At 68.9% G+C, this 13,183-nt stretch carries 10 protein-coding genes; 7 read left to right on the forward strand and 3 right to left on the reverse strand.

What is annotated here, in order from left to right; all coding sequences use genetic code 11:
- Window positions 1-7 precede the first annotated feature (7 nt).
- Window positions 8-880: an amino acid ABC transporter permease gene (locus B141_RS0127270; protein ID WP_020578364.1), complete on the forward strand. Its 873-nt coding sequence runs from the start codon at window positions 8-10 to the stop codon at window positions 878-880.
- On the forward strand, window positions 880-1,707 hold the full coding sequence (locus B141_RS0127275; protein WP_020578365.1) for an amino acid ABC transporter ATP-binding protein: 828 nt from the start codon (window positions 880-882) through the stop codon (window positions 1,705-1,707). Before B141_RS0127270 ends, B141_RS0127275 begins: the two co-directional genes overlap by 1 nt.
- A 384-nt stretch (window positions 1,708-2,091) precedes the next feature.
- Here B141_RS0127275 and B141_RS43025 read toward each other — a convergent pair whose 3' ends face one another.
- Window positions 2,092-3,849 carry an ABC transporter substrate-binding protein gene (locus tag B141_RS43025; protein ID WP_020578366.1) on the reverse strand — a complete coding sequence of 586 codons (1,758 nt, stop codon included), beginning with the start codon at window positions 3,847-3,849 and terminating at the stop codon, window positions 2,092-2,094.
- A gap of 266 nt (window positions 3,850-4,115) precedes the next feature.
- Between B141_RS43025 and B141_RS0127285 the strand changes: the two genes are divergently transcribed.
- The 3 genes from B141_RS0127285 to rarD all read left to right on the forward strand — a co-directional run bounded on the left by B141_RS0127285 (window position 4,116) and on the right by rarD (window position 8,447).
- On the forward strand, window positions 4,116-6,137 hold the full coding sequence (locus tag B141_RS0127285) for a 2-oxoacid:acceptor oxidoreductase subunit alpha (RefSeq protein ID WP_020578367.1): 2,022 nt from the start codon (window positions 4,116-4,118) through the stop codon (window positions 6,135-6,137).
- A complete protein-coding gene (locus tag B141_RS0127290; RefSeq protein ID WP_020578368.1) occupies window positions 6,134-7,204 on the forward strand; it encodes a 2-oxoacid:ferredoxin oxidoreductase subunit beta in 1,071 nt (356 codons plus the stop codon). Before B141_RS0127285 ends, B141_RS0127290 begins: the two co-directional genes overlap by 4 nt.
- Window positions 7,205-7,523: 319 nt before the next feature.
- Window positions 7,524-8,447: an EamA family transporter RarD gene (gene rarD / locus B141_RS43030; RefSeq protein WP_040422433.1), complete on the forward strand. Its 924-nt coding sequence runs from the start codon at window positions 7,524-7,526 to the stop codon at window positions 8,445-8,447.
- Window positions 8,448-8,492: 45 nt separating this feature from the next.
- On the opposite strand, the gene B141_RS0127300 is transcribed toward rarD, so the two are convergent.
- Complete coding sequence (locus tag B141_RS0127300) at window positions 8,493-9,266, reverse strand: DUF4037 domain-containing protein (protein WP_020578370.1); 774 nt, start codon at window positions 9,264-9,266, stop codon at window positions 8,493-8,495.
- Between the two features lie 273 nt (window positions 9,267-9,539).
- On the opposite strand from B141_RS0127300, the gene B141_RS0127305 reads away from it, so the two are divergent.
- The gene (locus B141_RS0127305) at window positions 9,540-11,558 is read left to right on the forward strand and encodes a PhoX family protein (protein ID WP_020578371.1); all 2,019 of its coding nucleotides are present in this window, start codon (window positions 9,540-9,542) and stop codon (window positions 11,556-11,558) included.
- Between the two features lie 39 nt (window positions 11,559-11,597).
- Here B141_RS0127305 and B141_RS0127310 read toward each other — a convergent pair whose 3' ends face one another.
- The gene (locus B141_RS0127310) at window positions 11,598-12,422 is read right to left on the reverse strand and encodes an MOSC domain-containing protein (protein ID WP_020578372.1); all 825 of its coding nucleotides are present in this window, start codon (window positions 12,420-12,422) and stop codon (window positions 11,598-11,600) included.
- Here B141_RS0127310 and B141_RS43035 point away from each other — a divergent pair.
- The gene (locus B141_RS43035; RefSeq protein ID WP_157181325.1) at window positions 12,421-13,119 is read left to right on the forward strand and encodes a nucleotidyltransferase family protein; all 699 of its coding nucleotides are present in this window, start codon (window positions 12,421-12,423) and stop codon (window positions 13,117-13,119) included. The genes B141_RS0127310 and B141_RS43035 overlap by 2 nt on opposite strands.
- Window positions 13,120-13,183 lie beyond the last annotated feature (64 nt).

Below are 13,183 nucleotides of genomic sequence, written 5' to 3' on the forward strand. Positions count from 1 at the left end.
TCGCCCCATGCCGAGCCAGCTACCGCTCGCGGACGGAATCCCGCCGCCGAGCCCGCTGCAGCGCGAGCGCGAGCGGTACCACCAGCGGCAGACCGTGCGTTCGGTCCTGGTCGCCGCGTTGTCGACCGCCGTCGTCGGGACGCTTCTGCTCCTCGCCATCACCGGCGCACCCGGATGGGACCGCGTGCGCGAGTCGTTCCTCGATCCTGACGTCGCCCGCGAGTCGCTGCCGCGCATCCTCGACGGGCTCTGGCTGAACCTCCGGCTGCTGGTGGTCTGCGCGGCCAGCGCCCTGGTGCTCGGCCTCCTGATCGCGTTCCTTCGCACCCTGCGCGGGCCGATGTTCTTTCCGGTGCGGGCGCTCGCGACGAGCTACACGTATGCCTTCCGCGGCGTACCCCTCATCATCGTGATCTACCTGATGGCGCTCGGGGTCCCCGGCCTCCGGCTGCAGGGCACTCCGGGCGTGCTGGTGCTGGGCGGCGCGGCGATCGTCCTGACGTACAGCTCCTATCTCGCCGAGGTCTTCCGCGCCGGCATCGAGTCGGTCCACCCGAGCCAGCGGGCGGCGGCGCGATCCCTGGGGCTGAGCTACCGGCAGACGATGCGGTTCGTGATCCTGCCGCAGGCGGTACGCCGGGTCAGCCCGCCACTGCTCAACGACCTCGTCGCGATGCAGAAGGACGTCGGGCTGATCTCGCTGGCCGGGCCGATCGACGCAGTCCGGGCGGCCGAGATCGCCGTCGGCAACACCTACAACTTCACGCCGTACGTCGTCGCCGGGGCGCTCTTCATCGCGCTGGCGATCCCGCTGGTCGCGGTCACCGACTGGGTGACCCTGCGCGCCGCGCGCCGGCAGTCGGCCGAAGGAGCCGCATGATGGCCGCGCCCACCGCTGACTCGGCTAGCCCTGCCGACTCGACCGACCCGACCAACCCGGCCGACCCGACCCGCCCGGTCCTGGACTGCCGGGGCGTCTGGAAGACCTTCGGCAAGGGCCGCGACCGGACCCCCGTGCTGCGCGGCATCGACCTCGCCGTCCACGAACACGAGGTGGTCGTCCTCATCGGCGCGTCGGGCTCGGGCAAGTCGACCCTGCTCCGCTGCGTCAACCTGCTGGAGCGGGTCGACGACGGCACGATCCACCTCGACGGCGACGACATCACCGACCCGCGGGTGAACGCCGATGCGGTCCGGCAGCGGATCGGCATCGTCTTCCAGGCGTTCAACCTCTTTCCGCACCTGACCGTGCTCGACAACATCACGCTCGCGCCCCGCCGGGTCCACCGGCGGGCGCGGGCGGAAGCGGAGCAGGCGGCCCTCGACCTCCTCGACCGGGTCGGTCTGGCCGGCAAGGCCCGGGAGTACCCCGACCGGCTCTCCGGCGGGCAGCAGCAGCGGGCCGCGATCGTGCGAGCCCTGGTCAACTCCCCCAGGCTGATGCTCTTCGACGAGGTCACCTCGGCCCTCGACCCCGAACTCGTCGGCGAGGTCCTGGCGCTGGTGAGCGACCTCAAGGGCGACGGCATGACGATGGTGATCGCCACCCACGAGATGGGCTTCGCCCGGCGGGTCGCCGACCGGGTGTGCTTCCTCGACCGTGGCGTGATCCTCGAGCAGGGCCGCCCCGAGCAGGTGCTCGACAATCCAGCGGAACCCCGGACCCGGCAGTTCCTCCAGCGCCTCCTCGACACCGAACCCGCCTAGTGCTTTGTAGGTGGCTCGCCGGTGGTGTGAGCGGGGACCCGGTGGGCTTATTCAAAACCTCTGCCCGACAGGTTGCATGGACCTGATTGAGCGGGAACCGGACCATGATCAACTTGCAGAAATCGCCCACGCCCCGCGCGGATTCTGGACGATTTGTGCAAGTTGATCATGAACCAAGCCGTCAGCAGTCCAGTCGGTGAGACAAACCGCTGCGCTCAAGATCATTTCGGGGAAGTGGCCCACGTTCCGCAAATAGCGTGGGCCACTTCCCCGAAATGATCTTGGTCTGGATCGAGAGTTGCTCACGGGCTGGCGGGAAACTCGGCGGGGCCGATGCCTCCTCGCGGGGCTACCCCGGTACGGCCGAGGCTCGCCGTCCAGGACCTATTTCTTGACGTAGATCTGGGTGTAGTCGGGCATTCCGCCCACGGTGTCGATGATGACGTTGCTCACCTTCGAGCCGTACAGAACGGTGGTGCCGCTCTCTCCCAGCGGAACGACGGGGAGGTACTCGTCCATGATCATCGCGTCCAGCTGGCCCCATTCGTCGAGGGCCTTCTCGGCCGGCAGCGCGCTGATTCGTTCGATCTCGTCGTTGACGTCCTTGACGTTGAGGAACGACGGGATCGGCGCGCCCGGAAGGTTGGCCTTCTTACCGTCGAGGATCGCCGGGAGCACCGAGTCACCCGCACCCCAGTCGAGGCACCAGCTTCCCGAACGCAGGTTCGCCGGCCGGATCGAGTCGTCGGAGAGTTCACGGGCGAGCGAGGACGGCGCCGCGAGGCTCTTGACGCTGAACCCCGCCTTCGTCAGGGCCGCCTTGCGCACCTCCGCGACCTTCGTCTGGATCTCGTCGTCGGCGGAGTAGTAGAACGACAGCTCAAAGCCGACCTGCCCGGCCTCCTCGAGCTGCTTCTTCGCCGCGACCGGATCGCCGTCGCCCTCGCCCTTGTTGCCGATGCTGTCGTGCTCCAGCCAGCCCGGCGTTGCCGACGGCATGATGGTCGTACCCGGCTGCCAGGTGAGCCCCGGGACGGCGCCGTTCGCCTTGTTCTCGGACTCGAGCGGCCACGCCTTCGCGACCGCCCGGCGGACCGGCAGGGGGATCTTGCGGGTGTCCATCCACATGTACGTGATGCACGGAGCCGGACCGACCTTCAGGCGTTTCTCGGCGCCCGTTCCGCGAATCGCCTCGTAATTGGCGGCGAGGATGTTGTTGTAACCCAGCGCCTCCTGGTCATCGCCCTTGTTGGCGATGATCCGCTTCTGGATCTCGTTTTCGTCCAGGCCGAATGTGAACGCGAACGAATCGACGAACTGATGCCGGCCCGGATCGGTCTTGGGATCCCACTCAGCGTTCTTGACGAGGGTGAGTTCCTTGCCGTTCCAGTCGCCCTTGAATTTGTACGGGCCGGTCGACAGCGGGTGCTTGGAGTAATCGGACCGGGTGTCCTTGGCCTTCGGGATGGCCGCGAACGTCGGGAGGGAGACGTAATAACGCATCGACGGGAACGGCTTGCGCATCTTGACGATGATGGTCTTGTCGTCGGGCGTCTCCACCGCCTCGAAGTCGTCGCCGTCCTTGTAGGGACCCTGGTAGCTGTCGCCGCCGAGGTAGTAGTCAAGGCCGTAGGTGGGCCCTCCGGAGAGCTCATCCTGGGCGAACTGCCGCTTGATGGAGTACGCCACGTCGGCGGCCTTCACCGGCGACCCGTCTTCGTACTTCAGCCCGTCCCGGAGCGTGAACTCCCACCGGGTGAAGTCGGCGTTGGGCCGGCCGAGGTCGGTCGCCATGTCGGGCACGAGCACCGGGTCGCCGTCGCGGTAGATGGTCTGGGTGAGCCCGCGCGCGACGAGCTTCATGATCGCCATCGTGTCGAGGTGGTAGACCTGCGTCGGGTCGAACGTGTGCGGCGAGTTGGAGGAGAGGATGGTGAGGGTGCCGCCGGTCTGGGCGCCGGAGACCGCGGGTGCGGGCGCCTTGGCGGCGGCGTCCTGCGACTCGTTGTAGGCCGTCGACGTACGCCTCGGGGTTGGCGACCCCTCGCCTCCGGATCTTCCGGGGAGCGGAAGAGAACTACACGCGCCCACTGTCATGGCGGCCACGAGCGCGGTCGCCACCGTCCACACCGGACGTCGCATCGATGGGCTCCTCCCTGTCACGCGCTGCCGCTGGACGTCTCACTCGCACCCCAGCGGGGACCTGCTGGTCGGACTTGCCGATCCGCCTGTAGCCCGGAACACCGAGGGTTACAGTCGACACGCGCGCTGCGACGGCGTTCCAAAGTGGAGTCGCGCCGCAGCGCGCAACGACCCGGGACGTAGCATAGAAGCACGACATGGAAATACGCCGCCAGGAAGGCGGAAAGTTAAACCCCCTTCGCGGCGTTGAGGAGGTCGTTCGCCCGGTGACCAAACAGGTCCTGCAGGTCGACCGTGTCATCATCCGATTCGCCGGAGACTCCGGTGACGGCATGCAACTGGCCGGTGACCGCTTCACTCAAGAAACCGCATTGTTCGGAAACGACCTGTCGACATTACCCAACTTCCCGGCGGAGATTCGGGCCCCGGCCGGCACACTGCCCGGGGTCTCGTCGTTCCAGATCCACTTCGCCGACCACGACATCCTCACTCCAGGGGACGCCCCTGACGTCCTCGTCGCGATGAACCCCGCCGCTCTGAAGGCCAACCTCCCCGAGCTGCCCCGCGGGGCCACCGTGATCGTCGACTCCGACGAGTTCACCAAGCGCAACCTCTCCAAGGTCGGCTACCAGTCCAGTCCGCTCCAGGACGGCTCCCTCGACGCCTACCAGACGCACGCGTTCGCTCTGACGAGCATGACGACTGAGGCGATCAAGGCCGCCCTCGGCGACGATCAGGGCGGGCTGTCCCGCAAGGACGCCAGCCGGGCCAAGAACATGTACGCCCTCGGCCTGGTCTCCTGGCTCTACAACCGCCCGACCGACTCGACGATCTCGTTCCTGCAGGCCAAGTTCGGCCGCAAGCCCGCCATCCGCGACGCCAACATCGCGGCGTTCAAGGCCGGGTGGAACTTCGGCGAGACCGCCGAGGCGTTCGCGGTCTCCTACCAGGTGCGTCCCGCCGAGATGAAGGCCGGGCTCTACCGCAACATCTCCGGCAACCTCGCCCTCGCCTACGGCCTGATCACCGGTGCGCAGCGGGCCGGCCTCCCGATGTTCCTCGGCTCCTACCCCATCACCCCGGCAAGCGATGTCCTGCACGAGCTGAGCAAGCACAAGAAGTTCGGTGTCACGACCTTCCAGGCCGAGGACGAGATCGCCGGTGTCGGCGCGGCCCTCGGAGCGGCGTTCGGTGGAGCGCTCGGCGTGACCACCACGTCCGGGCCCGGAATGTCACTGAAGTCCGAAACCATCGGCCTCGCCGTGACCCTCGAGCTGCCGCTCGTGATCTGCGACATCCAGCGGGCCGGCCCGTCGACGGGTTTGCCGACCAAGACCGAGCAGGCCGACCTGCTGCAGGCGATGTACGGCAGGAACGGCGAGGCGCCGGTCCCGGTCATCGCCGCCCAGTCGCCCGCCGACTGCTTCGACGCCGCGATCGAGGCGGTACGGATCGCGGCCACTTACCGCACGCCGGTCATCCTGCTCTCCGACGGCTACCTCGCCAACGGTTCGGAGCCCTGGCGGATCCCGAAGGTCGCGGAGCTTCCCGAGATCAAGGTCGAGTTCGCCACCGAGCCCAACCACGAGACCGAGAACGGCGACCACGTCTTCTGGCCGTACAAACGCGACCCCGAAACCCTGGCCCGGCCCTGGGCGGTGCCCGGCACCCCCGGCCTCGAACACCGCATCGGCGGTCTGGAGAAGGCTGACGGCCACGGCAACATCTCCTACGACGCGGCCAACCACGAGTTCATGGTCCGCACCCGCCAGGCCAAGGTCGACGGGATCGCCCGGACCGTTCCGCCGCTCGAGGTCGACGACCCGACGAACGACGCCCGGGTGCTGGTGCTCGGCTGGGGCTCGACGTACGGCCCGATCGGCGCGGCCTGCCGGGCGGTCCGGGAGAACGGCGTACCGGTGGCACAGGCACACCTACGCCACCTCAACCCGCTCCCGCCCGACCTCGGCGAGGTCCTGCGGTCCTACGACCGGGTGCTGGTCCCCGAGATGAACCTCGGCCAGCTGTCCATGATCCTGCGCGCCAAATACCTCGTGGACATCGTGAGCTACAACCGCGTCCGCGGGCTGCCGTTCAGTGCGGCCGAACTCACCGGTGCGATCACCGAGCTGGTTGAGTCCCTCGACCCCGAGACCCACCCGGCGGCCGCGACCGGCCTGACCAACGGCCACGGGTTCGGGCCCGCAACCGGGAGCGGCAACGGCAACGGCAACGGCAACGGCTGCAGCAGCGAACCCGGCGCAGACGTGGAGGTTCCGACCCGATGAGCACCATCGACCTGCCAGTTCCGGGGCTCCGCGGCGTACCCACCGCTGATGCCCCTCAGAACCGCAAGGACTTCACCTCCGACCAGGAGGTGCGCTGGTGCCCGGGCTGCGGTGACTACGCGATCCTCGCCGCCGTGCAGGGGTTCCTGCCCGAGCTGGGGGTCCAGCGGGAGAACGTCGTCTTCGTGTCGGGCATCGGCTGCTCGAGCCGGTTCCCGTACTACCTCAACACCTACGGCGTTCACGGCATCCACGGTCGCGCCCCGGCGATCGCCACCGGGCTCGCGACCTCGCGGCCCGACCTGTCGGTGTGGGTCGTCACCGGTGACGGCGACGGGTTGTCGATCGGCGGTAACCACCTCATCCATGCCCTGCGGCGCAACGTCAACCTCAAGATCCTGCTCTTCAACAACCGGATCTACGGCCTGACCAAGGGGCAGTACTCCCCCACCTCCGAGCTGGGCAAGGTCACCAAGTCGACCCCGCTGGGGTCGCTGGACGCGCCGTTCAACCCCGTCTCGCTGGCGCTGGGCGCCGAGGCGACGTTCGTCGGGCGGACGCTCGACAGCGACCGGCAGCACCTGACCTCGGTGCTGCGGGCGGCGGTCGCCCACCGGGGCACCGCGCTCGTCGAGATCTACCAGAACTGCAACATCTACAACGACGGTGCGTTCGATGTCCTCAAGTCCAAGGACACCCGGGACGAGGCGCTGATCCGGCTCGAACACCGCAAGCCGATCAGGTTCGGGCGCGACGGCGAGCTCGGTGTCGTCCGCGATCCGGGCACCGGCACGCTGCGGGTGGGCCGGGTCGCCGAGGTGGGCGAGGACGCGGTACTCGTGCACGATGCGCACGCCGACGACCCGACGACGGCGTTCGGGCTGTCCCGGCTCGCCGACCAGGAGTCGCTGGTCCGTTCGCCGATGGGGATCTTCCGCCAGGTGGAGCGGCCGACGTACGACGACCAGGTCCGCGAGCAGCTGGCGGCCGCTGGTGCCGGTGGCGCCGCCGACCTCGGGGATCTGCTCCGGGGCTCCGACACCTGGACCGTCGGCGCGGACGCCTGAGCGCCGTCTCGGCCTCGTGAAGGCAGCCGGAGCCCACGACATGAGGCTGCGCCTTCACGATCATGGCCCGCGGCTCCGGCGAAGTTGATCTGCGAGTCCAAATGACCACGTATACGTGGCTACTGCATGCCTTGCATGGCGTCGACACCATGCGAGGCAGGCAATGACCACGTTTACGTGATCATTTGGCTCCCCACCCAAGGGGGACCTGGAGCTCGCATGGATCGAACCCCTCCGTGGGTCCAAGCGGGTCTCGGAGTTCGAGACCGCGCGGGCGCGGATTCGTCTGATCACTTAACGGCTGCGTAATCTGCTGACCGTGGACGAGCATCGCCGAGGGTTGATCTTTGGTGCCGCCGCCTACACCATCTGGGGCCTCTTCCCCGTCTACTGGCCACTCCTCCAACCCGCCGGTGCCGTCGAGATCCTCGCGCACCGCATGACCTGGTCGCTCGCCTTCGTCGCCGTACTCCTCTGCGTGCGGCCGCGTCGAGGATGGTGGGCCGCACTGCGCACCCGCCCGCGCAGTATCGGTCTCCTCGCGATCGCGTCCCTGATCATCGCCGGGAACTGGGGCACCTACATCTGGGCCGTCAACGCCGGCCACGTCGTGGAGACCGCGCTCGGCTACTACATCAATCCGCTCGTCACCGTGCTGGTTGGCGTCCTCGTGCTGGGCGAACGCCTGAACCGCGTGCAGTGGCTCGCGATGGGGGTCGCGACGGTCGCGGTGGTGGTGCTGACGCTGGACTATGGCCGCCCGCCGTGGGTGGCGTTCACGCTGGCGCTGACGTTCACGGCGTACGCGTTCTGCAAGAAGAAGGCGGCGGTCGGCGCCATCGAGAGCCTCGCCGTGGAGACGACGGTGGCCGCTCCCCTGGCGCTCGGCTATCTGGTCTGGCTCCAGCTGAACGGTACGGCCGCCTTCGGCCACACCGGCGGGGGCAAGGCGTTCCTCCTCGCCGGCGCGGGTGTCGTCACGGCGATCCCGCTGCTGATGTTCGCCGCCGCGGCCACCAGGGTTTCGCTCACCATGCTGGGGCTCCTGCAGTACATCGCGCCGACCCTGCAGCTCCTGCTCGGCGTTCTCGTCTTCCGCGAGCCGATGCCACCTGGACGGCTGGTCGGATTCGGCATTGTCTGGTTGGCCCTCGTCATCTTCACCTGGGACGGCATCCGCCGGCGGCGCCGGGTGTCCCTGACCGAGCCGGGCACGGTCCCGGCGTCGACGCCGGCCCGCTGAGCGGGCTGCCGCCGCCCCCACAGGGCAGCCACACAAAAGCCCAACTCAGTCCAGCGCGAGGATCCGCTCGGCCATCGCCACGAAGACCTCCCGCCGGCGCCCGAGCGTCACCGGCACCCACAACGAGCGTTCGAGCCCGGCGATCCCGGGGTCCATCCCGAACCTCGCCACCCAGTGCTGCAGCCATTTCGGATGCGGGCAGTAGCGGTGCTCCGCCGAGAACCACGCCACGAGCGCGTGGCGGAGCACCTTGCTCAGGATCTCGTGGAAGAGCAACCCGTCGCCGCGCCGCGCACATCCGGCGAGGTCGCGGTCGTACGACGGGAGTTCGGCCGCGAGGACGGCCCGGGAGCGTTCGATCAGCAGCGGAGGGAACGTCGTGAGGTCGGTCCGGGCCTCGGCAGCACGGCCGTCGTCGGTGAACACCCGGCCGTAGGCGAAGCCCGCCACGGAGTACAACGCCATCGACGGGTCGGTGTCCTCCCAACCCCATCCGGAACGGATGTCGCGGATCCAGCCGCAGAACGTGTCGTGCGTCTTGTGGGAGACCTCGATCTGCTGGCCGTTGACCCAGAACCTGTCCAGCGCGAAGCCTGGATAATCGTACTGGATCGGCTTGCCAGGCCCGTTGTGCAGGTCCTTCATCGCCGTGGAGCGGTTACGGGGTGGTGCGCTGCCATCCCAGACCATGATCAGGTCGAGGTCTGAGTCGTGGGTGAATCCCGCGACCACCGGACCCTGACCGTAGGCGAAAGCCAAGCCGGGCACCCGCCGATAGGCGGTGGTGACGCGCGTTGCGATCTCCAGAGCCGAATCCACGCCCGATATCCTCCTCACCCGAGCGCCGTCGCGCAGCCCCTGGGGGCAAACCCGTCGTGCTCGTCGCTGACCGGATCCCCGTTGATGCCTGTGAACGCAGCTCTATCCAAACAGAACGTCACCGCACCTCGTCGTTCCGTCAGCCGCGATCTTGTCGTCGTACGCTCGCTTCCTCCGTGTCACCCCGTGTTCAGATTGGCGTCGTGGCACGCTCGTCGGAACCCCTTAGGTTCGCGCCGAAGACGTCAGCCAAGCACCAGGAGTGCCCCGACGATGAAGCGTCTCCTTCCTCTGCTCACCCCACATGGCTCTCGCAGCCGGATGACGTGCACGTTCCGCTGCGGGAACGCCTGTGACCACCCGGTGCCCAACCCGACCGACAACCCGTACTTCGGTGATGTCGTCGCGGCCGCGGTCTCCCGGCGTTCACTCCTCAAGGGCAGTGCCGCCGGCGCGCTTGTGCTCAGCGCCGGGGGCGCCCTCGCCGCTGGCCCGGCGGCCGCCGCCGCACCTCCGCAGCCTGAGGGCTCCACGCGCCCGCTCGGCACCCGCGTCGACAGCCTCGACTTCGAGCCCGTCGCCCCGAACAAGCAGGACGCGCTCGTGGTGCCGCGCGGCTTCCAGCAGGCTGTGGTCGCCGCCTGGGGTGACCCGGTGGTGCCGTCGGCTCCGGCGTTCGACTTCGAGCACCAGACGCCCGCCGCGCAGGCCAAGCAGTTCGGCTACAACTGCGACTACTCGACGATCCTTCCGCTGGGCAGGAGCCGCACCGGTCAGGAGCGCGCGCTGCTCATCGTCAACCACGAGTACACCGACGAGATCCTGATGTTCCGCGGCTGGACGGACGGCAAGGCCGCCTCGCTGGAGCAGCTCCAGATCGCGATGGCCGCACACGGCGTGAGCGTCGTCGAGATCGAGCGGGTCGGCCAGACCGGACGCTGGAAGCTCGTGACCTCTGGCCGGCGTTCGTTCAACCGGCGGCTCACGGCGACCACGCCGTTCGTCGTCACCGGCCCGGCCGCGGGCCACGAGCTGCTCACCACCAAGGCCGACCCGACCGGGCGTCGGGTCCTCGGCACCCTCAACGACTGCGCGGGTGGCACGACTCCGTGGGGCACGACCCTGCACGGTGAGGAGAACTTCAACCAGTACTTCGAGGCCTCCGGAGCCATCGACCCGGCGTACGTCGACGCGTTCAAACGATACGGCCTGCCCACCGGCCCCGCGGCCGGCAAGTCCTGGGCGCGGGTCGACGAGCGCTTCGACCTGACGAAGAACCCGCACGAGGCCAACCGGTTCGGCTGGATCGTCGAGCTCGACCCCTACGACCCCGACTCCACGCCGCGCAAGCGCACGATGCTCGGCCGGTTCAAGCACGAGGGCGCCACGGTCACCCTCGCCGCCGACGGCCGGGCGGTGGCCTACCTCGGTGACGACGAGCGCTTCGACTACCTCTACAAGTTCGTGTCGCGGGACCGTTACAAGCGCGGGAGCAGCGCGACGATCCACCGGCACAACATGAGCCTGCTCGACGCCGGAACGCTCTACGTCGCGAAGTTCACCGGCGACGGCACCGCTGATGGCGAGTACGACGGCATCGGTGGGTGGATCCCGCTGACCAGCGACAAGAAGTCGTACGTCCCCGGGATGTCGGTCGCCGAGGTGCTGGTCAACACCCGGCTCGCGGCTGACAAGGTGAGCCCAACAAAGATGGACCGGCCCGAGGACGTCGAGCGCAACCCGGTCACCGGCTCGGTCTACATGGTGTGCACCAACAACTCCAGCCGCACCGCCTCCCAGGTCGACGAGGCCAACCCGCGGCCGGCGAACAAGCACGGCCACATCGTGGAGATCGACGAGTCCCGGGGCGACGCCGGTTCGCTGAGGTTCGACTGGCGGCTCTTCCTCGTGTGCGGTGACCCGAACGACCCCTCGACCTACTTCGGTGGGTACGACAAGTCGAAGGTCAGCCCGATCTCCTGCCCCGACAACGTGGCGTTCGACGCGGCGGGGAACCTCTGGATCGCCACCGACGGCAACGCGCTCGGCTCGAACGACGGCCTCTTCGCCACACCGGTGAAGGGACCCGAGCGCGGGCACGTCAAGCAGTTCCTGACAGTGCCGCTCGGTGCCGAGACCTGCGGCCCGATCGTGAGCCAGGACCAGCGGACCGTGTTCGTCGCGGTCCAGCACCCGGGCGAGATCGACGGCGCCACGCCTGAGCAGCCGGCTTCGCACTGGCCGTACGGCGACCAGCCCCGCCCGGCGGTCGCCTGCGTCTGGAAGGACTGAGTTTTTTTGAATGTGAGCCCGACGGTCTGACCCGCGTGGTCAGGCCGGCGGGCTCGCGTCCATCCGGTCGCTCGCGTCCACCGGGTCGCCGACCCGCACGATTCCAGGCGCGACCGGCGCCAGGTTCATCCCGAACACCGCGTCTTTGCCGAACCTCCGGCGCCGGGCCAGCATCGCCAGCGGTTGCTGCCCCTGTCGTTCGCCAGTGACCTGGTCGGTTGTCGTGACCACGCAGCGCCCGCAGGGCTTGGTCGTCCGCAGCGAGAGGCCGGGGAGCCGTAGGCCGGCCCAGCGGTCCTCGTCCCAGGCGGGCGCACCTGACACCACCAGGTTCGGGCGGAACCTGGCCATGGGCACCGGCTCCTCCCCCGCCTCGACCAGCCAGTCGTTCAGGGCGGCCAGCGATCCGTCCGTGGTGACCAGGAGCGGATAGCCGTCAGCGAACGCGGCCTGGGTGCCGTACGTCGCGTTCAGCGGGCGACGAGCCGGATCGTCCAGCCACACCAGGCGTACCGCCGCGCCGAGGTACGCCGAGAACCACTCATGCGCCTCGCGCCCGGCCTCCACCGCCGCGAAGCTGGCCTTCCACACCCGGACCGGCACGAGGGTCGCGGGCGTCGGGCGCGGCTCCCGCACCGCGAGCGATCCGAACCCGTCCGCGCTCACCTCCACCCCGCCAGTGATCAGACGGGGCGTCACGCGAGCCAACGCGGGATGCTCCCGCTGGCTCAGGAAGCGGCCCGTCCCGTCGACCACCATCCACCGCCGGTCGTCGGCCGGCCCCCACAGCTCCGCTCGCAGCTGCGTGACGTCGGTGCCGCGGCATCCCTTGATCGGGTAGACGTGGAGGGAGGAGACGCGCATGGCGCCCAGTTTCCTATGCCGGCACCTCGGCGCTGACCGGTGGCCGGCGCACTACGGTGAGGTGCATGCGCGACGACCAAGCCGGGTTGGCCCGGCGATGAGGGTTGGTGGGTTGCTGCTCGCCGCGGGTGCTGGACGGCGGCTTGGCCAGCCCAAGGCGCTGGTGCCTTTCGACGGCCAGCTCCTCGTCGAACGCGGCGTCGCCCTTCTCACGGGCGCGGGATGCGCGCCTGTCCACGTCGTACTCGGTGCGGCGTACGACGAGATCCTCGTCACCGCCGACCTCGCCGAGGCGACCCCGGTCCACAACCCAGCCTGGGCGAGCGGCATGGGCTCCTCCCTGCGTACCGGCCTCGCTTCCCTGTCGCCGGAGGTCGAGGCGGTGGTGGTCGCGCTGGTGGACCAGCCGTTGGTCACCGCCGCGGCGGTCCGCCGGCTGCTCACGGCGTACCAGGAGGGCGCGACGGTCGCCGTGGCGACGTACGACGGCCAACCCCGCAACCCGGTCCTGCTCGGACGCGCGGTGTGGGCGGAGGTCGCCGCGCTTGCCGAAGGGGACCTGGGCGCCCGCGCGTACCTCCGGGCCCACCCCGAACTCCTCACCCAGGTGCCCTGCGACGATGTCGGTTCCCCCGACGACGTCGACACGCCACAGGATCTCGCCACCCTGCGGGAGCGCAAGGTAGCCGGCAGTTGATATCGCGTCCGGTATTCGTTGTTCGTCAGGCGACCGCGGCGATCAACTCCTAGACTCGACCGCC

Origin of the sequence: Actinopolymorpha alba DSM 45243 (assembly GCF_000373925.1) — a bacterium.
Taxonomy (GTDB): Bacteria; Actinomycetota; Actinomycetes; order Propionibacteriales; family Actinopolymorphaceae; genus Actinopolymorpha; species Actinopolymorpha alba.